The sequence below is a fragment of the Sporomusaceae bacterium genome (assembly GCA_031460455.1).
Taxonomy (GTDB): Bacteria; Bacillota; Negativicutes; order Sporomusales; family UBA7701; genus Anaeroselena.
Genome location: JAVKTQ010000023.1, coordinates 1 through 22,997, shown reverse-complemented (window position 1 = coordinate 22,997; position 22,997 = coordinate 1). Strand labels below are relative to the sequence as shown.

Here is a 22,997-nt window from a genome sequence, read left to right as displayed (position 1 = left end):
AGGTTACACCTTTTCCTCGAGAAATTTGCCGAACAGACCGGTCGGCAGCACCAGGAGCAGGATGACAAGCAGGGAAAAGCTGAAGACGTCGCGGACGACCGAAGACACATAGGCGGACACGAAGGTTTCCAGCACCCCGAGAATAAGTCCGCCCACGACCGCTCCGGGCAAGCTGCCCAGGCCGCCGATGACGGCGGCGATGTACGCCTTGTTTGTTATCCAGCCCATGGTGGGGTAGACCATGTACTTCATCCCCAGAAACATGCCGGAGATGCCGGCCAGCGCCCCCGCCAGCAGGAACACCCAGCCGATGACCTTGTTGACGTTGACGCCGTTGAGCTGGCAGACCTGCATATCGTAGGACGCCGCCCGGATCGCGATGCCGGTTTTGCTCTTCTGGAGGAAGTAATGCAGGCCGTAGATGGCGACAGCCGAAAAAACGATGGCGAACACGTCGAGGAGGCCGAGCGACACGCCGCCGAAGGAGACGTTCTGCTGGGTCAGGATCTCGGGAAAGGCGTAGAACCTTGAGCCAATGGTCGCGTAAACGAGGTTTTCGAGGAAGATCGAGGTCCCCATGGCGCTGATCATGAAGTAGAGCGACGAGGCGTTGCGCTTGCGCAACGTACTGTATGCCAGTCGCTCGTTGGCGAAGCAGAGCATAGCTGCCCCCACAATGGAAATGAGGACGGACAGCGCCAGGGGGACGCCCATGTGCATCAAAACATAGTAACCGATGTACGCACCGAGCATAATGATCGACCCGTACGCGAAGTTGCTGAAGTTAAGGATGCTGAAAACCAGGGAGTAGCCCACCGCCATCAGGGCGTAGATACCGCCGATGGCGAGTCCGGTCACTAGCGTTTGGATGAACATAGGCGCCCGCTCCTTAATATTGAGACTTGCCCAACTCAGGAAAAAAACAGGGACGGCGGGAGCCTTCCGGCCCGCACCGCCCCGCTTTCGCCGTTATTGGGTGACGAATTTGGCTTTGAAAATGAATTTGCCGCCTTTGACTTCCTGGATAACAGCCGGCTTGTTGAGCGGATCGTGGGTCTTGGGATCGATGGTCAGTTTGCCGCTCAGCACCGGCAGGTCCTTGGTTTTGGCAAGCTGCTCGGCGATTTTCGCCGGTTCGGTGCTATTGGTCTTCTGAATGGCGTCGATTACGGCGTACAGCCCGTCAATCGCCATTACCGGGTTGGGCATGATCGGGTCGCTCTTGTATTTCTCCTTGTATTCCTTGATGAACGTCTGGATGTCGGGGTCGTCCAGGCTGGCAAGGTTCACGAAATAGGAACCTTCCACGGCCGAACCGCCGAGGGTGACGAGGTCGGGGCTGCCCCAGCCGTCGCCGCCGAGGAATTTGGCCTTGATGCCTAGGTCGGCGGCCTGCTTCATGACCAGGGCCGCTTCTTTCTGCATCGTCGGGATGAAGAGTACGTCAGGGTTGGAGCCTTTCACTTTGCCGAGGATGGCGCGGAAGTCGAGCTCGCCCGAACGGAAGGCTTCGTTGCCGACAATCTTGCCGCCCTGTTTCTGGAACTCTTCAATGAAGTATTTCCCCAGCCAGGCCGAATAATCGGAGCCGACGTCATAGATGATCGCCGCAGTCTTGGCCTTCAGGTCCTTGACCGCAAACTGCGCGGCCACAGTGCCCTGGAAGGGGTCGATAAAGCAGGTGCGGAAAGCGTACGCCCGCACTTTGCCGGTCTTGTCGTCCATCGTCACCTTGGGGTTTGTGGCGGTAGTGGCGATGAACGGCACCTTCGCCGGCTCGGTGACCGAGGTCATGGCGATAGCGACGCCGCTCTGACCGGGGCCGATGATGGCGACGACTTTATCGCCCACAAGGCGCTTGGTGACGTTGACCGCCTCGGTGGCGTCGGCGCGGGTGTCATAAGCGATCAGTTGCAGCTTCTTGCCCAGCACCCCGCCTTTGGCGTTGATTTTAGCAATTTCCATTTCAACGGCATTTTTTTCAGACTGCCCCCACATCGAGCTGTCGCCGGTCAAAGCGACCGCCTGCCCGATCTTGATTACGTCCGCGCCGCCTGATGACCCGCCGCACCCGGCGACCACCGCGGCAAAGAGCACTGCCAACCCTAAAGCCAACCATTTCGTCCGCATAATATCCCTCCTGCTTTTTCTCGGTTTACCAGAACCCGAAAAAACCCTTCCCTGCCCCCCTCCAGTCAAACTATATTCCCACCGCGGGTCAAACATCCAAGAAATGCCGTACATAATATTATTTTTCCTATAATCTCCAAATCCTCTTTCGCGGCAGAATTTTGCGTCGATTACTTTGCCTCGTTGCCGCCGGTCAGTGGATAGCTTTCTTCTTGATCCGTCCGCCGATAACTTCGTGGACATCCTGCACCGTCACAAACGCGTTTTCGTCTTTTTCGTAGATGATCGACTTAAGCTTGGCGATCTCCAGCCTGGTGACCACCGAGTATAGGACTTTTTTGGGTTCGCCGGTAAAGCCGCCGGCGCCGTGCAGCACCGTCACGCCCCTGCCGAGGCGGGCCAGGAGGGTTTCGGCGATTTCGTCGGGGTTGTCGGAGACAATTATCACGCCTTTGGTCTCGTCGAGGCCCTCGATTGTTATGTCGATAACCTTGAAGGCGACGAAATAGGCGACCAGCGAGTACATCGCCTTGTCCCAGGAAAAAACGAACCCGGCACTGGCGAGAATGAACAGGTTCATAAACATTACCACTTCCCCGACCGAAAACCCGGTCCTTTTGTCGAGGATGATGGCGATAATCTCGGTGCCGTCGAGCGAACCGCCGTAACGGATTATCAGACCCACCCCGACACCGACAATGATGCCGCCGAAAACGGCGGCGAGAAAAAGGTCGTTCGTCAGTTCGGGAATGGGGCGAAAATAAGCCACCCAGCCGGCAAGAGACACTACGGCGAAGATCGTGGAAAAGGCAAATGTTTTGCCGATCTGGTTGTAACCGATATACAAAAACGGCAGGTTGAGGACTACGATCAGTACGGCAAGCGGAATGCTGGTCAGGTGGCTCAGCAGGATCGAGATGCCGATGACGCCGCCGTCGATAATTTGGTTGGGCACGAGAAAAATCTCCAGCCCAACCGCCGCCAGAATGGAGCCGATAAAAATCATGACATATTTTTCGATCAGGCGGAACATTATCTGGCGTTTGGTCCGCGGCATATATCCACCCCTTTCTTCGCGGCAGCGGCGGAAGGGGCCTTAATAGACCCCTTCCGCATTACGTGATAAAGTTAAATGATCTTCTCCCCCTGGTACACTTCGCCGCCGGCATCGGGCATAATGCCATAACGCACGGTCCACAGCGTCTTGTACTTCACCGCCTGGGCATGGATGCGCGGCCACTCGTCGGGGATCGATTTTATCACCTTCGCCGGCAGCCCGACCACCAGCGAGTGGGGCGGGACTATCTGGTTCTCCCTGACCACCGCTCCGGCGGCGACAATACTGCCTTTGCCGATGACCGCTCCGTTGAGAATTACCGCCCCCATGCCGATCAGGCAGTGCTCTTCGACGGTAGCGGCGTGGATAACGCAGTTGTGGCCGATTGTGACGAAGTTTCCGATGATGGCCGGATAGTGGTCGGCGACATGGACGACGCTGTTGTCCTGCACGTTGCTGTAGCGGCCGATCTCGATGCGGTTGACGTCGCCGCGCACTACCGTGTTGAACCATACGCTGCTGAACTCACGGAGCGTCACTTTGCCGATTACTTTCGCTCCGTCGGCGATAAAGGCCTTGTGGTCCACGCTGGGCTTGATGCCTTCGAATTCCGTCATAGCAAGCCTCCCTGCCCACTAACCAAGTAAATCCTGTTTGACCTTGTCCAGCCCAAGACGGTCGATCATCCGGCCGAGACGCTCGTATTTGTTGGCGTTGGCCTGATAGTAGGTTATGATCTTGTCCACGAGGGGCAGCACGTCCTCCTGGGGAACGCCCTGGGCCAGAACGTCTGCCAGGCGCGGTCTGGCGCTGGCGCTGCCGCCGATCATAACAGTATATCCCTTAGGTGTTCCCATGATGCCCAAATCCTTTATCCCCGGCTCGCTGCAGGAGTTTGGACAGCCGGAAACCCCCATCTTGAACTTTGAAGGCAACTCCATGCCGTGGTAGCGCTTGTCGAGTTCTAGCCCCAGGGTCACAGCATCCTGCTGGGCCATCCGGCAAAAATGCATCGCCGGACAGATCTTGACGCTGCGGACGCACAGACCCACTGCCGCGCCTTTAGGCGTGCCGAGATCGGCCCACGCCTGGTCGATCTTGTCCTCGGCTATGCCGACGATGGCCACGCGCTGCGCACTGGTGAGCTTGACCGCCTTGGCACCGTATTTCTCGGCAACGTCGGCAATCTTGCGCAGCAAGCTGAAGTCGAGGATTATCCCACCGGGGATATGAGGGGCGATGGCGTACGTTTCCTTGTCTCGCTGCAGGATAGCACCTTTTTCCAAGAGATCGCTTTTATTCTCCATTATTATTCCTCCTGTACGCCTGGCGAATTAGCCTGCCAGATGAGTTTTTACTGTAAAAGTATTTCTGTATAAAAGACAAAAAGCCCTCTTTGCAGAGGCCTTCGGTCGCGTTAATAAATAGATGGCTGACCGTTATTAACCGATCGCCCTTTTTAGCGTTTCAGTCTCGATCCGAAACTTGTTCTTGATGCGCGAAAGGGCGTTGTCGACCGCCTTGGGCGACCGCGACAACGTTTCCGCTGTTTCCTGAAGGGAGAAGCCGGCGAGGCGACACTTCAAGACTTCCATCTCCAGAGGGGATAGCGATTTTTTCAGCCTGCGCAAAAAGGTCGCCGCCTCTTCTTCGGCGATTATCGTTGTCAAAGGATCGGACGCTGCGCCGGCGATAATTTCGCCGACTTCCTTGATATGGGTGTACTTGTCCTCCTGCACGCGATTTTCAAGCCTTTCCGCGCCGGTAAGAATAAGCGCCTTGCCACGCCGCGCCGTCTTGAGCGCGGTAATCAGATGACGATCAATAACCAGCGCGGCAAATCTTTTGAATGACGTCTTGCCTTCCGGCTTATAGGCGAGGGCTGCTTTATAAAGCCCCATCATTCCTTCTTGGATAACATCTTCGCGATCGCTTCCGGGGAAGTAATACTTCTTGGCTATAGCACGGATCAGGCCTTTATATTCGGCAACAAGATCAGCAAATTGCGTGTCGGATACCGAAGTAATGACAAGCACCTCCCTATATGGCCATAAGTCGCCGTCCAATTGATAAGCTTACGTTATCTCAGCCCCAGCGCCGCCAGTTCCTCCTGGTTAATCACTCTTTCGATGGCGACCCTCAGGCGGCGTTTGCCAACTTTCCGCAATCGCCAGATGTCATTAAGTTCCTCTTCCACTTTCGCGACTAGACTCTCGACAAGAACCTCTTCAGCACCGGGTAAAACTGCTCTGATGTCCGAACGAATTTTATCCTGGCTCGCCATAGTCTCCTCCTCAGATAATCGCTTCTCTACCCTCGCGCTTCATGCGGAAAGTACTTCGCCCTCCTTAGGGCTGGAAACATTACTTATTTGTCATGCTTTGTCGAAATATATCTTCTTATATTATAAATTTTAATCAGCATTTTTTTATGATGCAAAAGTCCTGTCTTCATTGCTATATATAGTACTAAAGTCCTATTTTTAGGGACTGACAAACACAAGAGATAGGGGCGTTCGTCCCATGCAATCAAAAATATCCCGACAAAACAGCCAGGGATCACTGTTTCGCAGTAACCCCTGGCCTCCGTGCCTTGTTCGACGGTTTTTTCAGTACATCCGCTCACTATCCGCACTTCTCACGAGCTACGAACTATAGGTAGAACGACAGTAAAGGTCGTTCCCTTGCCTTCCTCGCTTTCGACTCCGATCTCGCCGCCGTGGTTGCGAATTATGTCGTAGCTGACGCTAAGACCCAATCCGCTCCCTTTGCCGACCTCCTTGGTGGTAAAGAACGGCTCAAAGATTCTGTTGATGTTCGCCGCCGAAATGCCCCTGCCGCTGTCGGCAACGGAAATAAAAATCTTATCGTCGGTGGCCCAGGTTTTAATATGTATCTCCCCAAAAGACTCGATAGCCTGCGCCGCGTTGATCAGCAGGTTCATAAACACCTGGTTGAGCTGCCCGGGATTGCAGCTGGTCAGGGGAAGCTCTCCTAGGTCCTTTGTGACGGCAGCTACGTTTTTGAGCTCGCTGCCGATAACGTTGACGGTGGCTTCGATACCATTGTTGATATTCGCCATTTTTCTCACTTGGTCCGACCGGGCAAAACCTTGCAGATCATGAACGATGTTTTTCACCCTGGCGGCCCCGTCGAGGGTTTCATCGATAAGATCCCTTGTATCGCCAAGGACATGATCGATTTTCAGCGACCGCCTCACATTTCCTACCGAGGCTATCACCTCCGCCGCCGCCTTCTCCCCGCCGTCGTTCACAAGGTCGTTTAGAGCGACTGCCTGGAGAGCTATAAATTGTTCGAGCTTGTCGGTGTATTGGCGCAGGATCTCAAGATTGCTGATAATGAACGCCATCGGGTTGTTGATTTCATGGGCAACGCCGGCGGCCAGCTGGCCTATACCGGCCAATTTTTCCTGCTGGATGAGCTGGGCCTGTACCAACTGGAGCTGCCTGAGCGCCTCTTCCAGTCTGGCCTTCGAGACGGTGGTTTTCTGCAAATCGGCGGCCATCTCGTTAAATGAGACCGCCAGCCGGCCGATTTCGTCCCGCGAGCTGATGTCGACCGGCTGGAAATAGTCCGTGCCTTGGGCGACAATGTGCTCGGTGGCGCGCTGCAGCCTCACCAGCGGCCTTGTCACCCACAGGGATAAGAAAAGAGCAATCAGCACAAGGGCGACGCCGAACTGCAGGAAAGACACCGCCACATTCTGGCCGGTGAGGGCGGCGACCTTACCGGTGATGCTTGCCTCCGGATAGCCAAGAACGACAGCGCCGACATGACGTCCGGATGGTTCTATGACCGGAATGACAAAGCCGAACATTTCCCTGCCGTCGGCCGTATACCTTACCACACTTTCCTTGGAATGCTCAACAGCGCGATGAAGCGCCGGATCGTCCATCCGGCGGTGTCTGGCAGTATTATTGCTGTGGAAAAGCACCGTGCCGTTGGTATCTACAACTGCCGCATAGGTGATATCCGGATATTTCTTTACAACCTCGTCGCACAGTTCGTCGAAGCCGACAAGATCGCCGAACGGCAAGCCATAGCCCAACAGCCGCTCCACCTGCACTTTGAGCCCCTGGCCGACTGCGAACAATTCGCCCTCGACAGCGTCAGTATACTCGGCGCGGAAAATTCGGCTCGTGAAGAATACGTTGATGACAAGCGCCAGCAGAAAACCAGCCAGCAGGATGATCATGATCTTCGCCTTCAGTGTCCTGGCCATATCACTGCCACCCGTACGCGCTGAAGACTTTGGAACTCAGCAGCGTCTTACTGTCGATTCTCAGGCCGAGGTCCTTCACTCTCGCCAGGCTGATCGCCGCCTGGCCCCTGGAGGTAGGCTGCATGGGAAAGGCGGCGGGCTTCTTGTCGTCCGCCAGAATCTCCCGGGCGATCCGGCCCGCCGCCAGTCCCTGCTCGTAGCCCGATACCGAAACCACGCACAGCGTGCCGAAGCTTGCCCTGTCTATCCAAAAGCTGAAATCCGGCAGGCGGCTGTTCTCGGCCGTCCACTTCAGCACGTCGCGGTAATGGACATTACTGCCGCGCTCATCCTTGAAATTGAAAATGCCTACCAGGCAGACACCGTCCACCTGTTCCTCGTACTCTTTCATTTTCGCCTGATACTCGGCGAACGTGCCGATTGTGTCCCAGGCAACAAAATCAATTCCCGGTATTTCGCCTGCTCTGGCTTTCATCCTCTTCGCCACCGCTTCCCATATGGGCGCGTCGTCGAAGACTACGGCCACCTTCGTCGCTCCCGGCACGATTCTGTGAAACAGGGCGGCACTTTCCACGAAATGTTCGATTTCGAGGACGCCGGTAACGTTCTGGCCGCGGGAAAGGCCATACTCCTGCGGCGTCTTGTTGACCCCGCTGAAGACGAAAGGAATGGCGCCTCCGGTGTGGGGCCCGGTCACATACTGCTGGGCTTCGTCGTCGCTGGTGTATACAAGGTCAGGTCGCCAATCGGCGATCAGCGCCGCCGCTTCCCGGCCGCTATTCTCCAGCCGCTCGGCGGAACTCCTGTTTTTGGCGTCCATCTGGTAGACCCGGTATTCGACGTCGAGTCCCTTGAGCGCGTCCTTGAACCCCTCAAACTGCATATCCGTCCACTCCCACGGCGAGTGATAGCTCATGACGTGGAGAACCTTGAACTTCTTTTGCGTCCCCGCGGGCTGGGAAGCCGACCGAGCCTGCCCCTGCGCCTCGCCGCCCTGCGGCGCGGCGCAGCCGGACAGGATGACCGTTCCGGCGAGAACGGCCATTATCGCAGTTAACAATAGCCTATATTTACGCAAATCAGCCGCCTCCAAAACATACTCCGACAAAGCCGCAAAAAAAACAAGCCAGAGCAAACCCTGACCATCGGTGTCGGCGAAACGGCAACCTGGCAATCGTAGCCGCCGGGCGGCGACTTTAGACCCATGGCTTTGCGTCCCTATCTTTCGGTAGGTTTGCCAAATGTTTTGTTGTGGTTTCATTTTACATTGTCTGTAGATTATAGTCAAATTTTATCGGGACTTATGTCCCATTTTCCCCTTACTATCGTCCTATTTCCTCCATGCAGGCGGGGGAACGGAGCGAGGGTTCCAGGCGTTAAATCTTGCCGAGCCTGTACCCCACGCCCCGGACTGTCTCGATCGCCTGTGCCACTGCCGGCTCGCCGGCCAGCTTTAGCCGCAGGTGACGAATATGCACGTCCACCGTCCTGGAATCTCCGGCGTATTCGTACCCCCACACCGTCTCCAGCAACTGATCGCGGGAAAAAGCCCGTCCAATGTTGGCAAGGAAAAGTTTCAGCAGTTCGTACTCCTTCGGGGTAAGCTCAAGTCGCTCTTCGCCGAGGAACGCCTCGTGGCGGAGCAGATTCAGCCTGACCCTGCCTGCCGCAAGTTCGTCAGCCTGCTGCGGCTCCTTCTGCGAGCGGCGGAGCACGGCTTTGACCCTCGCGGTAAGTTCGCGCGGGCTGAAGGGTTTGGTCATATAATCGTCGGCTCCCATCTCCAGCCCGAGGATGGTGTCGATTTCTTCCGCCTTTGCAGTCAGCATAATTATCGGGATCGCCGCGGTTGCCGCCTGGGCCTTGAGCTGTCGGCAAACCTCAAGGCCGTCCTTTTCCGGTAGCATGATGTCCAGGATAATTAGGTCCGGGCGCTCCCTGCGGACGCTCTCGAGGCAGGCCTGTCCATCCGCGGCCTCGCTGCAGGTGAAGCCCTCCTTTTCCAGGTTATACCTCACAAGCTGGCGGATATTAGCCTCATCGTCGACAACAAGTATTGTCCCTGTCATCTCCATCCCTCCGGTCGCGTTGCGAACACTCTTATTATTACCTCCTTAACTTCAAGAAGCGGTTTTCCTTCTCCTTCCTGGGCATGCGCTCTTCTCCGGCGACTCTCTTTCGGAAAAATGACCGGCCTGGTAATAACAGGCCGGTCATTTTTGAAAGGGAACATAAATGTTTTTATACATATCGAGTCGCTTTGGGGCATTTAATCTCACATAATTCAAAATGAAATCCCCACACTATATTCTTCCCGATTAAACTTGCACCGGAGTGTATTATAATGCAATGCCTGGAGCCAATGCTACATCGAATGGAATATCTGCCCGCCGACTTTTAGGCTAAGTTTGTGGACGGCGTCGATGGTGTTCTGATTGTGTTGGCGCACGCATTCCTCTATAACCGCCGCCGAAGCCTTTTCCTTGAGCAGCTGGATGAGTCGGTCGTGTTCTTCGGTAGAGGCTTTGGCCCGCTGGGGCGCAAAAGCAATGCTGGCGTGCCGTACCTGCGATACCCGCTGCCAGACTTGTTTGAGTTTGTCGATAAGGTACGAATTGCCGCATTTCTCGTGGATAGCGGAATGAAAGGCGACGTTCATCGCGCCCACTTTCTCGAGGTCGAGACTGATGAGTGATTCCTTCATCCTAGCGTTGAGATCTTCGAGTTCGCGAATATCCTTGGCGGTAAGCCGCTGGGACGCAAGGGCGGTGGCGGCCGCTTCCAGCACGAGCATGACAAAAGCGGCTTCAAGATAATCCGCTTCGTTTACCTGTTTTACAATTGCCCCGCTATAGGGTATGATCTCGATCAGTCCGTCCGCTTCGAGTTGCTGGATTGCTTCCCGCACGGGGATAATGCTCAGATTGAGTTCTTTGGCGACACGGTCGATTATTATCCGATACCCCGGCCCAAAGGAGCCGTTAAGAATATTGGTCTTTATATACTGATACGCTTCCTGTTTCTTGATAGTTTTCGTCGTCATCTTTCACCATGCCTCATGCGGATTACCACAATATTATATACGAAATAATATATAATCTCAATACGGTTCTGCAATTTCTCGTAAATGGTACTCCTGGAAGCGCTTTATAGCTTGGGAAGAAAGAGGAACGTTGCCGGTCTTCCGACCGTCAGACGTTCCTCTTGTGACTCCGGCGGCCGGGGAGGGGGGTTAGCCGCAGGACACTACCCGTTTTATCTGGGCATAGGACTGGTCTACATACTCCTGTAGCTGGGCGATCTCCTCGGTCGACAGGTGGGCGAACCGCTTCATCAGCCCGGTGAATTCTTGGATGGGCGCAGGATTTTTTACCTCGTGGGTGAACCTGATCACACCGTTTTCGGCCTCCCACAATGGGAAGTAGTTCGTTTCGACCGCGGCCTTGGTAACTTCGACGGCGTGTTCGGTTTCGAATTTCCAACCGGTGGGACAGGGGGTGAGTACGTGGATGTAGGCCATGCCGCGCTTGACCGCCTCTTTGGCTTTGAGGAGCTTGCGGGCGTAGTCCTCCGGGTAGGCAAGGGTGGCGGTAGCGACATATTCGATGTTGTGGAAGGCCATCAGGAGCGGCACATTCTTGGGCGTGCCCTGGCGGCCCCGGCCGCGCGATCCGACCTGAGTGGTGTTCGTCCAACTGCCGAAGGGCGTGGTGCTGCTGCGCTGGATGCCGGTGTTCATGTAGGCTTCGTTGTCGTAGCAGATATAGAGAATCCTCTCGCCCCGCTCGGCGGCGGCCGATACCTGCCCGAAGCCGAGGTCGGCTGTCGCTCCGTCACCAATGATGGCCAGGCAAATGGTATCTTTTTTGATTTTGCGGAAATACCTGGAGACGCCGGTGGCGCTCGATGCGACATTGGTCATCAAGGTCCCGTAGTAGGGAACTTTGACCTTGGAGCTAAGCACATTGCAGCTCGGGGCGCCGAAGAGGACGATGTCTTTGCCGACGATGCGCAGCGTCTGTCTGTCGAGGAGTTCCATCGCGCATCCCGCGCAGTAGGGCAGGCCGGGGGACAGGGCATCCTCTTGCATTAGCTCTGTGACAACGCTGGCTTTTTTGTAGTCGAGGATGTTGTTGGGACAAGCCTGGCTGCACTTGGGCTCGTCGCCGCAATGATCGCATTTTTGCGATTTGGCTTCGCCGTTTTTATGGTAGATTCCGCCGTAGGGGCAGACCAAATTGCAGATACTGCAGCCGACGCAGCGGCTATCGTCGAGCACCACCGTCCCGGCGGCTGACCGGCTGAGGGCGCCGGTGGGGCAGACGGCCAGGCAGTCGGCCTGACTGCACTGGTTGCAGGTCAGAATGCGGTGATAGTCTACTTCCGGAAGATCGATCTTTTCGATAACTGGTCCGTAGACTGTCCCGGCTCTTTGTCCGCACGCTTCGATGCACAGTGCGCATGAAGGCGGGCAATTAGTGTTACGGACTACAAGGGTGTTGTTTAACATGGCCATTCCTCCTTTTGCGGTCAAATCGCTCGATTGCCACGGTGCTTAAGCATCAGCCAGCACGCGGTTTCCCGTGGTTTGGCAAGCAGGAGGTCGCGGTATTGGCCGACCGGGACCCGCTCCCTAATGAGATAGAGGAAGACGCCCGGATGGACCTGCTTCTGGTTGAGCCCCTCGGCCCCAACGAGTACACCGTCTTTGACCACCAGCTTGAGGAAGCCGGCATTGTCCGCCTTCTCGAAAGTTTCGTAGCCTGGGCCGACCGGTGCATCGGTAGTGCCGAGACTGAAAAGGTGCTCGTCGAAACAACGGAGGTAGTTGCCGGCAATCCAGCCCTTGTATTCCACCGTTTCGCCCGCCATGTTGGCACCGGCTACCTGGCCCTGCTGCACCGCTTCGGGGAGGATCGGGCAGGGGGCGTTCTCGGAATCATCGAAGGAAGGAGCAGCGGCGACGTCACCTGCGGCATATACATCGGGCAGGCTTGTCTCCATATGGCGGCCGACCTTAAGTCCGCCGGCAGCGACCGGAATGAGTCCCTCGGCCACAATATTGGCGGCGACGCCGGTGGCGACAATCAGCCGGTCGACGGACAGCGCACGGCCGTCACTAAGCTTTAGTTCGAGTTTGCCTGCCGCTTTGTTGACCGCAATCAGCGTGGTTTTGACGAGTACCTTACAGCCATGCTTGGCAAATGTCTTCTCGAGGACAGCGACGCTTTTCGGATCAAAGTACTTGCGCAGGAGAGAGCTTCTGGCGATGATGGTGACGGCATGCCCGGCGTGACAAAGCTTTTCGGCCGCTTCCACCGCCACAAGGCCGGCGCCGTAGATGGCAATTTCCTGTTTTTGACCGAGGGTTTTCTGTAGTTTTTCAAAGTCGCCGTAGGTTCTGAAGGTGTATACCTGGTCGGCAGGAAGGTTATCGATAGGCGGAAGCTGAGGGGCTGCCCCAGTGGCAATGAGTAGTTTGTCGTATGCTTCGCAATCGCCGCCGGCGTATACAATTTCTTTCTTGTCAGGCCGAAGGGCGACGACCTCTTTGCCGCGAACAAGCTCAACATCCATGGCCGCAAGCGTTTCCTGCCCTTTGAGGAAGAGCTCCTTGTCGCTGAGCTCTTTACTGATCAGGTAAGGCAGCATCGCCGGCGAGTAAGGGAGTGTTGCCTCCCTGGTAACAAGCTTTATCTCCGCGGATTGATCAGCGCTGCGGATCGCCTTGGCAGCGGCGAGGGCGGCGGGCCCGGCGCCGATTATCAGGTGTTTGATTCTGTCCATAGCGTCCTCCTTGTTAATCCCAAATCAGCCAGTTGGTTTCCGCCGTCTCCTTGCCTTTCAGGGCAGCAGCGGCGACGGCAAGGGCTTTTTCTATGTGGTCGGATGTAATGTCTGTATTGGCCAGCCCGTCGATGAAGTCGAGCATCCGCGGCGGTTTCGCCATGTCCGACAGGACGGCTTTTGTTTCCATGAATAGGTGGCCGCAATTCCAGCCCAGACAGATGCTGCGGTCGATGACGGCAACCATCTTCTTGCCGTCGAGGACTTGGCACAGCTTCTCCCGCGGGAAGGGGCGGAACATCCTGATTCTGGCCAGGCCGACCTTGAGCCCGTCCTCGCGCGCCTGGTCGATTACGACCCTTGCCGTACCGGCGCAGCTGCCGGCGGTAAGAATCACGATTTCGGCGTCCTCGGCACGATATGTGTCTACCATGCCGCCATAGCTGCGACCGAAGATCGCGGCAAATTCGCCTTCGATCTGTTCGATCTTGGTTTTTACGCGCTCCATCGCTTGGAGAGTTTTATATCGGAACTCGGCGAACGGCTGGCCGTCGATGCTGGGGCTGAAGTGGAGGTTGCGGCCCGATACCAGGTTTGGCCGGGGGCTGTTTTTGACCGGGGCAAGGAAGCGGTCGACATCAGCCTGGTCGGGGATATCGACGCGTTCGGACAGGTGAGAGAGGTAGAACCCGTCGTAGGCTACGACCACCGGCAGGAGTATATCCGGATCTTCCGCCAGGCGGTAGGCCATTAGGACGGAATCGAGGATTTCCTGGCATGTTTCGGGCTCGATCTGGATCCAGCCGCTGTCGCGGATGCTCATGATATCCTGGCGTCCGCCGCCGACGCCGCGCATGGACGGGGTCTCGCGGGTTACGTCGACCATGACGGCCGGAACGCGCAGCCCGGCGCAGTACATCAAAGCTTCGTTCATATAGGCCAACCCCCACGAGGAGGTGGCGGTGAATACGCGGCCGCCGGCGACACAGGCGCCCATTATGGTGCTCATTGCGGTGTGTTCGCCTTCGACTTCGACCATCTCGCAGTCCATCTGGCCTTCGGCGTGGAAGTGGGCCAGTTCTTCCGCCAGAGGGGTCTGGGGGGTTATCGGATACATCGCGACGACATCCGGTCGGGCAAGCCGCACGCCGTTGGCGGCCGCCTTATTGCCGGTAAGAACCTTAATCATTAGATAACCTCCTCTGCCGTCATCTTGAGCGCCTGCGCCGGACACTCGTTGACACACACGCCGCAGCCTTTGCAGTACGCAAGATCGGGATGGTAGTAGCCGTCTTCGCCGAGCTGCATGCAGCCGGCCGGACAATAGACGCTGCACCAGCCGCACAAGCGGCAGGATGCTTTGTGAAGTTCCGGGCGGCGGAAGCGCCATTCGCCTGTCTGGACGGTTATCATTTTTTTGTCAACGTCCGACCAGGCTGCGGGAAAGGGATTGGTGTCTTTGGGGGGGGCGATCGTCAGCTCCACCGCGGCCGCTAATTGGGCCGCAGGGGCCGCCAGCTGCGGTGTGAAGGTGGTGACCTTCAACTCTTCGTAGCCACGCTCAAGAACGCGCAGGTTTTTGGCAAGAACTTCGCCCTTGAAATACAAGGCCATTGCCTTCTTGAGGTCGTCGAGACGGACCAGACCTGTGCCGCGGGCAAAAGCCCCCAGCATACAGGTATTGGTCACCGCCGACCCGGTTTCTTCAACGGCGATTCTCGTCGCATCGACGGTCGCCAGGACTTTCTGATTGAGGCTAAGGCCGGCGATGTTCTCTTCGTGCTTGGTGTTGGCGATGATGATGCCGCCATGCCTGAAACCCTCGTAATAGGTGGGGTTCTCTGTCAGCGACTGGTCGAGCATCAGCAGGATGTCAGGGCGGTAGACGCGGGTATGTTCCCGGATCGGCGTCTCGCCGTACCGGGCGAAAGCCATAACCGCCGAGCCCCGCCTCTCAACGCCGAATGACGGGAATACGGAGGCGTATTTCCCCCCGAGCACAAACGCGTTGGCAAGCATTTCGGCGGCGATTACCGTACCTTGTCCGCCGCGTCCGTGTAACCTTATTTCACCCATTCAACAAACCTCCATCTCTATGGCGATATAACGTGTCATGTCGACTTCAGAACAAGGCGCGCATCTACGACGGTGCAGCCGTCGGGGTAACAGAACACGGGGTTGAAATCCAGCTCGGCGATTTCGGGATATTCGGCCAGCAGCCGCCCAGTATTTACTATCACGTCGCAGAGAGCGTCGATGTCGCAGGGTTGTTCGCCCCGTACACCTTGCAACAGTTTAAAAACCCTGGTCTCCCGCACCTGTCGCAAGGCTTCGTCTTTATCCAGCGGCGCTAAGCGGAAGGACACGTCCTTGAAGACTTCTACATATATCCCGCCCATGCCGAACATGACAACCGGGCCGAACTGGTCGTTGCGCAGGCCCCCTACGACTACCTCCACACCTTTGGGCATCTGTTTTTGTACTATGACCCCCCCGATCTCGGCGCCGGGGGAATTTTTCGCGATGTTAGCCATCATACGGTCGTAGGCCTGATCGAGTTCACCGGCGGAGGCGATTCCGGTGATGACGCCGCCGACATCCGACTTGTGAACTATCTGGCGGGAAAAGATTTTGATGACAACAGGGTAGCCCATGCTTTGCGCAGCCGCGATGCATTCCGCCTTGCCAGTCGCCAGCACCGTGGCCGGACAGGATATGTTGTACGCCCGGCAGATCTGTTGCGCCTCGAGTTCCGGGACGACTGCATCCCCGGCGGCGATACTGCTGGTGATTATCTTCCGACAGTCCATACTGCCCCCCCTAATCCGTTCTAATGTTTAGTCGTTTCGCCGCCGATACTCGCTGTATCTGACCATGTTGACCATGACCCGGGCGGCGTCATCGGGAAATTCGAACGTCGGCAGCCCCTGTTCCTCAAGCAATGTCCGGCAGCGTGCGACTGCGTTGCCGGCCAGCATTACCGACAGAAGCGGCTTTTTCTTTTCGTCCGGCACCGAGTTGTAGCCTTCGACGATGGCGGCGGCCAATTCGTCGTCTTTGATAAATCCCGGGGGAGTCGTCATAAAGATGATTCCGTCGATGCCATCGTCGTTCATCAGCAGTTTGAGAACGTCGGTGTGCATTTTGGGATTGACCGAGGCAGTCATGTCGATGTAGCCGTCCGGGCTGCCGATGTTGGCGCTGGCGACAAGATACTTGGCTGCTTCCAGTTTCAGTTCCTCGCTGAAATGGGCCAGCGAAACTTCGCCGGTTGACACCAGCTCGTCGACACAGATTGTGCTTGGTCCGCCTACAACTGTGAGGATAGCAATACGGTTGCCCTTAGGGAGGGGCATTTTGTCAAATACCCTTGCTGTATGGTAGAATTCAGCGACGCTCTGCGCCCTGATCACGCCGGCCTGACGGAATGCGCCGTCGTAGATGTCGTTATTGCCGGCAATTGAAGCCGTATGGCTTTGGGCGACGTTCGTGCCCAGCGAGGTTTTGCCCCCTTTGATGACAACGATCGGCTTCCGCCGCGTCACGCTGGCGGCGATATCAATCAGTCCGCGCGCGTCGCCGATGCCCTCCATGTACATGGCGATTACCTTTGTCTTCTCGTCGTCGCCCATATAGGCGAGCATATCGCGGAAGTCCAGGTCGGCCATGTTGCCGAGGGAGACGAATTTGTTGACGCCGACAAGCCTCTGATCCCTGGCCCAGCGCAGAAAAGATGTGGCAAAAGCCGCGCTCTGACTTACGATGCTGACCCCACCCTGCGGAGTGTTGGGCGGTACGCTAAAGGTAGTATTGATGCCGTTATAGGTGTCGGCAACGCCTTGGCAGTTCGGACCGATGAGGCGGGCGCCGCTCGCTTTGATAGTTGCGATCAGCTCGCTTTGCAATTGCTCACCTTCGGCGGTAGCCATCTCCTTGAAGCCAGCTGTAACTACTGCGACCGCGCCGGCGTCGCCCTTTTCGCCGCGCCGTTGAGCGATCTGCCGGGCTACGCCCAGGCTGTGCTGCGCGCCGACGGCAATGACAATGAGATCTACCGGAGCCGGAATAGACATGAGGTCAGGGTAGCACGTCAGACCGGCTATCTCTTCCGAACGAGGGTTGACGGGGAATACGTTACCGGTCAGGCTCATCTGCTTGGCGAACTGAACTATCTGGTTGTTGGGGCTGCCCGGCGTCGCCGAAGCGCCGACCACGGCGACGCCCCGAGGCTTGAAAAAGTTGTCGATGGGGGCTGTGAACGGTTCCGCCATCTCTGCCGCGTCCTCCTTTAAGTTTCCGCGGGCAAACGTTTTACCCGCGGCGCACATTGGGAAATTTTTCACGTATCTTGGTCATAGTTATAGCGAGTGAAGCCGGAGGGGCCTTATTTTTTTGCCTTTTACTTGCTCCGCAGCCGGCAGGGCTTAGACAAGCCGTTCATTTACTCTGCGACTTGGTCCTGCCGGCGTTTACGCGGTAAACTTTGTCATTACTGGATACCGAATTTCTGCGCCCATCCCTCCAATACGCTCCATGTGGCCAACGGCAACTGAGCGCCTTTTTCCACCCTTTGCCTTAGGGTGTTGGCTTCGATCTCGCCCGGCAGAAAGATTTCCGTAAAGCCTTTCGCCAGTTTGGCGCTTTTCAGTTCGGTCCTGCTGCGCTGCATGCCGGCAAAAAAGTCGTCAATGTCCATGAAGTCCTCAATGTTGACGAGGACGGCAAAATGGCCGATATCCTGGGCTTTGGCCAGATCTCCGTACAGGGATGTTATTCCCTGGCCGAAATTGGACCCGGTCATTATGCCGGCCATGATATCGATAATGAGCGACAAGCCGTATCCCTTAGGGCCACCTACGGGAAGGAGGATGCCTTCTAGGGCCTCTTTGGGGTCGGTCGTCGGTTCGCCGTCTTTGTTAAGGGCAACACCGTCAGGAAGCTGGTACCCCTTCTGCGCGGCGAGAAACACTTTGCCACGGGCACTGGCGCTAGTGGCCATGTCAAGAATAACCGGCTCGCCTTGGGTGGGCACTCCAAAGGAGATGGGGTTGGTGCCTATACTGAGCGTGACGCCACCCCACGGGGCCATGAGCGGAGTGCTGTTAGTCATGGCTATGGCCGCCATGTTTGCCTTGGTAGCCAGTTCGGTGTAAAAACCGAGAGCGCCGCAGTGGTTTGTATTGCGCACGCCTACTGCGCATACGCCGGCTGTCTTGGCCTTGGCGATTGCCATTTCGATCGCTCTGGTGAACGCCACTTGACCAAGGCCGCCCTGGGCATCGACCAGCAGTAAGGCGGCCTTCTCCTTGACTACTTTCAGACTCGTTACCGGTTTGACGCTGCCGGCCTGGATGCGTTTGAGATAGATGTCGAGCCAGCGGACGCCGTGGGATTCGACGCCTTTGAGGTCGGCGCTGACCATGACTTCGGCGACCATGGCGCCTTCTTCGCGAGGGACGCCGACTTTTTCAAGCAGGCTTGTCACGAGATTTTTAAGGTCCTGCGGGGCAATTGTGACTATGTCTTTGTCTGTGCTGACTTTCATTACCTTCACTCTCCTTTACTTCGCCAGCCGCTCCCATACCTGGGGGTTGATGATGTTGGCCGGCTTCCTGCCAAGGTAAAAATCGGCGACTGCTCGGGCGGAGCCGATTGCCAGTCTTTCGACCGCGTCGTCAGTGGCGCCGGCAATGTGGGGCGTCAACAGAACGTTAGGGGCGCCGAAGAGCGGATTGGCAAGACTGGGAGGCTCCTGCCAGAAGACGTCGAGCACGGCACCCGCTATCTCCCCGGCTTTGAGGGCATTCGCCAGGGCGAGCTCATCGACAAGCTCGCCGCGGCCGGCATTGATGAGATAAGCGGTCGGCTTCATCTCAGCGAGAACGGCCGCATCGATCATATTTTCCGTCTCCTTGGTCGCCGGAGTGTGGAGGGTGACGAAGTCGGCCTGACGGTAGATCTCGTGGACGTCGCTTACCAGTTTAACCCCCGGGGGGGCCTCTTTTTTGTATGGATCGTACGCCAACACTTCCATGCGCAGGAAAGCGGCGGCTATTTCGGCGACCTGCGCACCGATTTTGCCGAGGCCGACGACGCCGACGCACCGGCCGGGAAGTTCACTGCCACCGAGGCCGAATTTTTTCACTAGGCCGGGAAGAGAGGCGCCTGGCTGGACAAGCTTGCCTGCCCTGAGTGCCTTGTCACCCTCGAGGAACTTCCTCGATACCATCATGATGGCGGTCAGTACGTACTCGACAACAGAGTAGGAATTGGCGTCAGGAACGTTGGCGACGAGGATGCTGCATTTGTCGGCCACGGTCAGGTCGATATTGTTGACCCCAATCCCGTGGCGACCAATTATTTTGAGGTCTTTGCCGGCTTCCAGCACCTCGCCGGCGAGGAGGCTGGTGCGGATAATGATGCCAAATACGTCGTCCCTGACCAATTTCACCAGGGTATCGGTGTCTGTCGAGGGCGACACCACGACCTCCAGGCCGGCATCTTGCAGAATCTTGATCCCCGACGCATGGATAGGTTCGGCGAGTAGCACTTTTGCCATGAGCAGTTCATCTCCTTTTCCCCGATCGGGAAGTTAAGTCTCCGTGGGCGCTTCGGCAGCGGCAGTCTCGTTTTTCAGTTTGCGGGCCTTGCGATACTGGTACACGAGGACGATGATGCACAAGGCCAGGCCGGCGTAGTCGGTAATGGCCAAGGGAATTACGAGCAGAATCGCCGCCAGGACGCCGAGGACTCTCTCGATAGCGGTGGCGTTGGTAAAATACCAGCCCATGGCAGCTCCGCCGAGGACGTAGATGCCCAGAACGGAGATGATGGTCCGCCAGATTATCCAGTACGCGGGACCCTGCATCAGGAGCGCCTGGTCGTTGGCGATAATGAAGGGGATAATGAAACCACCGAGGGTGAACTGGAAAGCCAGCCAGCCGGTCTTGGCCGCGTCGGCCTGAGCGATCCCCGAGGCGGTGTAGGCCGCCAGGGCTACCGGCGGGGTGACGAAGGACAGCAGGGCGAAGTAGAATACGAACATGTGGGCTGCCAGAACGGGTATGCCCATCTGAATGACAGTCGGCACCATCAGGAGTACGACGATGATGTAAGCTGATATAGTCGGCATGCCCATGCCGAGGATAATACACACGCCCATAATGGCAATAAGGGTTAAGAGCTGGTTGCCTGCAGCCATGGCAAGGAAAAAAGAGCTGAATTGCAGGCCAAGGTTGGTACTGATGACTACGCCGATGATAATGCCGGCGGCGGCGCAAGGGACGGCGACGGAGGGAAGGGTTCTGATTGCCGAAACGAGACCGTCAAGACATTTCATGGGCAACATCCGCGTCTCTTTGCGCAAGAAACTGAGGACGATGAGCATTACGGTCGCCTTGAGGCCAGCGGCCATAAGGGAGTTGCCGATACCCATGAAGACGACCAGTGCGCCGAGCGGAATCATAAGGTGACCGTATTTTATAACCGATTCCTTAAGGTTTGGCAGGTCGGCTTTGGGTATCCCCTTGAGGCCGGTCTTCTGGGCATAGAAATCTACCTGGAAGAAGATGCTTAGATAGTAGAGGACGGCAGGAATGGCCGCCGCCAACGCTATCTGGAAGTAAGATATGCCAGTAATCTCGGCCATAACGAACGCGGCGGCACCCATTACCGGAGGCATAAGCTGGCCGCCAGTGGAAGCTGCGGCTTCGATGCCGCCGGCAACATGGGGCGCGAATCCCGTTCTTTTCATGAGGGGGATCGTGAAGGCGCCGACGCCAACGACGTTGGCCACAGCGCTGCCGCTGATAGTGCCCATGGCGCCGCTGGCGATGACCGCGGCTTTTGCCGGACCGCCTCTGGCCCAGCCGGCGATCCGGAGTGCAAAGTCAATGAACAGCTTGCCGCCACCGCTCACTTCAAGGAAAGCGGTAAAGAGGACAAAATAGAAGACGTAGGCGATAACGGCCCCGATAGGCTGACCGAAGATGCCGCCGGGTGAAAGGACCTGATTGTCGATGAAGTTGGCGACGTCAGCCCCGCGGTGGCCGAGGGGGCCGGGTATCCACGGCCCCAAGAAGCCGTACGCCATGAAGACGGCGACAATGATGGCGAGGCTCAGCCCGGCAACCCGGCGGGTTACTTCCATGATAATGGCGATTAGGGCCACGCCTAGGATTAAGTCCATTGTGGTAGGATCATCGATGAAGGGAATCCTGGTGGTGATGCGTTCGGTACTGAGTAAAACGTAGCCAATCTGCACGACCATGATAACACCCATGGTCCAGTTGGTGAATTTCTCCCATGTGGACTTGGCCGGCTTGAGGCAAACCAGCAGCATGCAAAGAGACAGGAATATCAGCCGATGGACCATGACCGGAACCATTGCAAAGGACATCGCCATCAGCTGGAAAACGAGGACAGCCACGGCCAGGCCTCGCTCGGCCCACACTCTCCACCCTGTGAGGATTTCTTCTCTGGTTTCTTCCAAGACTATTTCCTCCTATTGTTTTCTCTCCTGCAATTTCCGGGGCACCTCGCAGCGCCCCGGAATCACAGGACAGCGGCTACTTCATCCAGCCTTTTTCTTTGTAATACTTTTCAGCGCCGGGATGGAGGGGAACAAAACCGTTCTTCTCGGGTGTCCAAGCGGTGGGAGGATCAAAGTCGACCAGACTAGCGTGAACCGAGGCCAGTTTTGCCTTATTCTCACAAATCGATTTTGTGATCAGATAGGCAACTTCGTTGGACATTTTATTGGTGGCGATGATGCCGGTCGGGTAGCCGATGGCAGGTACGTCGTTGGCGATGCCGGTGAACTCGCCTTTTTCGAACTTCAGATTTGCCTGATGACCGTATTTGTCGACGAGGAATTTGGCCTTGTCCGGTTCAAGGGCTAGGAAGCGGATACCGTCACGCAAAGCCATTTCCATGATGTCGGGCTGCTTGAAGCCAACGTTATGGATGAAGATGTCAGCCTGGCCGTCCTGCATTTGCTGTATGGCGACCGGTAGGTCAATGTGGCTGACCGAGCCACCCATTTCTTTGACACTTTCGTAACTCAGGCCGTAGGCTTCGAGAACTTGGCGGGCAAGGGCCTCACCGGCGCCACCGCGCTGTACGGTGATGAGACGGATCTTCATTTTTTTGTCTTTAACTTCCTGAATGCTCTTGATGCCAAGTTCAGTGCGCACCATGATGCCGATGCGGTGGGGTTTATTCAGGCCACCGACAAGCGCCCGGAGGTTGTCCATCTTCGGTTTTCCTTCATAGTCCACGATGCCTTTATAGGCCCAGTTGGAAGCAGTGCTGAAGGAAAGGCCGAGGTCGGCCGAGCCTTTGGATACGAGAATGGGGTTACCTACGCCGCCCTGATAGGGAAGAACGTCGATTTTGGAACCGGCGGGCAACGCAGGTTTGATGATTTCGGCCATGTTGACTGCGTAGATGTACCAGCTGCCACCAACACTGAAAGACGCGAACTTCAGATCGATCGGTTTATTAACTGCCGGCGTACCGCCCTGCTGGGACGAACCGCAACCGGCGATGACGAGACCCAGGATAACGACCATAATAACCAGAACACGCTTGTTCACTTCTTTTCCCCCTTTATTTTAATTGGCATTATTAAGAAATTTTTTATGTCCCTCTTTCGCCAATCACCTCTCTTACACACTTTTTATTCGCCTGACCATCTTAGGAAAAGCTGGTTATCGATTCCTAGCGCGTCAGCTATCCTTCCCACCATGATCTTCACAAGTCCGTCGATTGTTTCCGGTCG

The 22,997-nt window shown here is 56.6% G+C and carries 21 protein-coding genes and 1 riboswitch; all 21 genes read right to left on the bottom strand.

The annotated features are described in order from the left end of the window. Nucleotides 1-3: 3 nt before the first annotated feature. The 21 genes from RIN56_19695 to RIN56_19595 all read right to left on the bottom strand — a co-directional run bounded on the left by RIN56_19695 (nt 4) and on the right by RIN56_19595 (nt 22,812). Nucleotides 4-876 carry a branched-chain amino acid ABC transporter permease gene (locus tag RIN56_19695; GenBank protein ID MDR7869020.1) on the bottom strand — a complete coding sequence of 291 codons (873 nt, stop codon included), beginning with the start codon at nt 874-876 and terminating at the stop codon, nt 4-6. A gap of 93 nt (nt 877-969) precedes the next feature. Further along, nucleotides 970-2,130, bottom strand: coding sequence for an ABC transporter substrate-binding protein (locus RIN56_19690; protein ID MDR7869019.1), 1,161 nt, complete (start codon nt 2,128-2,130; stop codon nt 970-972). A 193-nt stretch (nt 2,131-2,323) separates the two neighbouring features. Continuing rightward, on the bottom strand, nt 2,324-3,187 hold the full coding sequence (locus RIN56_19685; GenBank protein MDR7869018.1) for a YitT family protein: 864 nt from the start codon (nt 3,185-3,187) through the stop codon (nt 2,324-2,326). Nucleotides 3,188-3,258: 71 nt separating this feature from the next. After that, on the bottom strand, nt 3,259-3,804 hold the full coding sequence (locus RIN56_19680; protein MDR7869017.1) for a gamma carbonic anhydrase family protein: 546 nt from the start codon (nt 3,802-3,804) through the stop codon (nt 3,259-3,261). Between the two features lie 18 nt (nt 3,805-3,822). Beyond that, complete coding sequence (locus tag RIN56_19675; GenBank protein ID MDR7869016.1) at nt 3,823-4,494, bottom strand: NAD(P)/FAD-dependent oxidoreductase; 672 nt, start codon at nt 4,492-4,494, stop codon at nt 3,823-3,825. 135 nt (nt 4,495-4,629) lie between these two features. Next, complete coding sequence (locus RIN56_19670) at nt 4,630-5,223, bottom strand: sigma-70 family RNA polymerase sigma factor (GenBank protein ID MDR7869015.1); 594 nt, start codon at nt 5,221-5,223, stop codon at nt 4,630-4,632. Between the two features lie 44 nt (nt 5,224-5,267). Beyond that, entirely contained in the window at nt 5,268-5,471 is a 204-nt protein-coding gene (locus RIN56_19665) for a hypothetical protein (protein MDR7869014.1), read from the bottom strand. Between the two features lie 353 nt (nt 5,472-5,824). Continuing rightward, nucleotides 5,825-7,429 (bottom strand): ATP-binding protein, encoded by a 1,605-nt coding sequence (locus RIN56_19660; protein MDR7869013.1) that lies wholly within the window; start codon nt 7,427-7,429, stop codon nt 5,825-5,827. A gap of 1 nt (nt 7,430) precedes the next feature. After that, nucleotides 7,431-8,489, bottom strand: coding sequence for an ABC transporter substrate binding protein (locus tag RIN56_19655; protein ID MDR7869012.1), 1,059 nt, complete (start codon nt 8,487-8,489; stop codon nt 7,431-7,433). Between the two features lie 98 nt (nt 8,490-8,587). Then, nucleotides 8,588-8,678: riboswitch (cyclic di-GMP riboswitch) on the bottom strand. 127 nt (nt 8,679-8,805) lie between these two features. Next, complete coding sequence (locus RIN56_19650; protein ID MDR7869011.1) at nt 8,806-9,498, bottom strand: response regulator transcription factor; 693 nt, start codon at nt 9,496-9,498, stop codon at nt 8,806-8,808. Nucleotides 9,499-9,794: 296 nt separating this feature from the next. Further along, nucleotides 9,795-10,472 (bottom strand): GntR family transcriptional regulator, encoded by a 678-nt coding sequence (locus tag RIN56_19645; protein MDR7869010.1) that lies wholly within the window; start codon nt 10,470-10,472, stop codon nt 9,795-9,797. A 189-nt stretch (nt 10,473-10,661) separates the two neighbouring features. Next, complete coding sequence (locus RIN56_19640; GenBank protein MDR7869009.1) at nt 10,662-11,939, bottom strand: thiamine pyrophosphate-dependent enzyme; 1,278 nt, start codon at nt 11,937-11,939, stop codon at nt 10,662-10,664. A 20-nt stretch (nt 11,940-11,959) separates the two neighbouring features. Then, nucleotides 11,960-13,216: an FAD/NAD(P)-binding oxidoreductase gene (locus RIN56_19635; GenBank protein ID MDR7869008.1), complete on the bottom strand. Its 1,257-nt coding sequence runs from the start codon at nt 13,214-13,216 to the stop codon at nt 11,960-11,962. Nucleotides 13,217-13,229: 13 nt separating this feature from the next. Beyond that, a complete protein-coding gene (locus RIN56_19630; GenBank protein MDR7869007.1) occupies nt 13,230-14,405 on the bottom strand; it encodes a hypothetical protein in 1,176 nt (391 codons plus the stop codon). Further along, nucleotides 14,405-15,292 carry a 2-oxoacid:acceptor oxidoreductase family protein gene (locus RIN56_19625; GenBank protein MDR7869006.1) on the bottom strand — a complete coding sequence of 296 codons (888 nt, stop codon included), beginning with the start codon at nt 15,290-15,292 and terminating at the stop codon, nt 14,405-14,407. Before RIN56_19625 ends, RIN56_19630 begins: the two co-directional genes overlap by 1 nt. A 35-nt stretch (nt 15,293-15,327) precedes the next feature. Next, the gene (locus RIN56_19620; GenBank protein ID MDR7869005.1) at nt 15,328-16,026 is read right to left on the bottom strand and encodes an acetate--CoA ligase family protein; all 699 of its coding nucleotides are present in this window, start codon (nt 16,024-16,026) and stop codon (nt 15,328-15,330) included. 27 nt (nt 16,027-16,053) lie between these two features. Continuing rightward, nucleotides 16,054-17,487, bottom strand: a complete 1,434-nt coding sequence (locus RIN56_19615; protein MDR7869004.1) for a CoA-binding protein — start codon at nt 17,485-17,487, stop codon at nt 16,054-16,056. Between the two features lie 218 nt (nt 17,488-17,705). Further along, entirely contained in the window at nt 17,706-18,761 is a 1,056-nt protein-coding gene (locus tag RIN56_19610; protein MDR7869003.1) for an Ldh family oxidoreductase, read from the bottom strand. A 15-nt stretch (nt 18,762-18,776) separates the two neighbouring features. Further along, complete coding sequence (locus RIN56_19605; GenBank protein ID MDR7869002.1) at nt 18,777-19,775, bottom strand: hydroxyacid dehydrogenase; 999 nt, start codon at nt 19,773-19,775, stop codon at nt 18,777-18,779. Nucleotides 19,776-19,808: 33 nt separating this feature from the next. Continuing rightward, nucleotides 19,809-21,707, bottom strand: coding sequence for a TRAP transporter permease (locus tag RIN56_19600; GenBank protein ID MDR7869001.1), 1,899 nt, complete (start codon nt 21,705-21,707; stop codon nt 19,809-19,811). 76 nt (nt 21,708-21,783) lie between these two features. After that, nucleotides 21,784-22,812, bottom strand: a complete 1,029-nt coding sequence (locus RIN56_19595; GenBank protein ID MDR7869000.1) for a TAXI family TRAP transporter solute-binding subunit — start codon at nt 22,810-22,812, stop codon at nt 21,784-21,786. Nucleotides 22,813-22,997: the final 185 nt, after the last annotated feature.

Coding starts and splice junctions, on each gene's coding strand:
- RIN56_19665 (MDR7869014.1), bottom strand. CDS start 5,471: ATGGCGAGCCAGGATAAAATTCGTTCGGACATCAGAGCAGTTTTACCC.
- RIN56_19610 (MDR7869003.1), bottom strand. CDS start 18,761: ATGAAAGTCAGCACAGACAAAGACATAGTCACAATTGCCCCGCAGGAC.
- RIN56_19620 (MDR7869005.1), bottom strand. CDS start 16,026: ATGGACTGTCGGAAGATAATCACCAGCAGTATCGCCGCCGGGGATGCA.
- RIN56_19605 (MDR7869002.1), bottom strand. CDS start 19,775: ATGGCAAAAGTGCTACTCGCCGAACCTATCCATGCGTCGGGGATCAAG.
- RIN56_19695 (MDR7869020.1), bottom strand. CDS start 876: ATGTTCATCCAAACGCTAGTGACCGGACTCGCCATCGGCGGTATCTAC.
- RIN56_19675 (MDR7869016.1), bottom strand. CDS start 4,494: ATGGAGAATAAAAGCGATCTCTTGGAAAAAGGTGCTATCCTGCAGCGA.
- RIN56_19625 (MDR7869006.1), bottom strand. CDS start 15,292: ATGGGTGAAATAAGGTTACACGGACGCGGCGGACAAGGTACGGTAATC.
- RIN56_19650 (MDR7869011.1), bottom strand. CDS start 9,498: ATGACAGGGACAATACTTGTTGTCGACGATGAGGCTAATATCCGCCAG.
- RIN56_19635 (MDR7869008.1), bottom strand. CDS start 13,216: ATGGACAGAATCAAACACCTGATAATCGGCGCCGGGCCCGCCGCCCTC.
- RIN56_19640 (MDR7869009.1), bottom strand. CDS start 11,939: ATGTTAAACAACACCCTTGTAGTCCGTAACACTAATTGCCCGCCTTCA.
- RIN56_19615 (MDR7869004.1), bottom strand. CDS start 17,487: ATGGCGGAACCGTTCACAGCCCCCATCGACAACTTTTTCAAGCCTCGG.
- RIN56_19660 (MDR7869013.1), bottom strand. CDS start 7,429: ATGGCCAGGACACTGAAGGCGAAGATCATGATCATCCTGCTGGCTGGT.
- RIN56_19690 (MDR7869019.1), bottom strand. CDS start 2,130: ATGCGGACGAAATGGTTGGCTTTAGGGTTGGCAGTGCTCTTTGCCGCG.
- RIN56_19645 (MDR7869010.1), bottom strand. CDS start 10,472: ATGACGACGAAAACTATCAAGAAACAGGAAGCGTATCAGTATATAAAG.
- RIN56_19680 (MDR7869017.1), bottom strand. CDS start 3,804: ATGACGGAATTCGAAGGCATCAAGCCCAGCGTGGACCACAAGGCCTTT.
- RIN56_19630 (MDR7869007.1), bottom strand. CDS start 14,405: ATGATTAAGGTTCTTACCGGCAATAAGGCGGCCGCCAACGGCGTGCGG.
- RIN56_19685 (MDR7869018.1), bottom strand. CDS start 3,187: ATGCCGCGGACCAAACGCCAGATAATGTTCCGCCTGATCGAAAAATAT.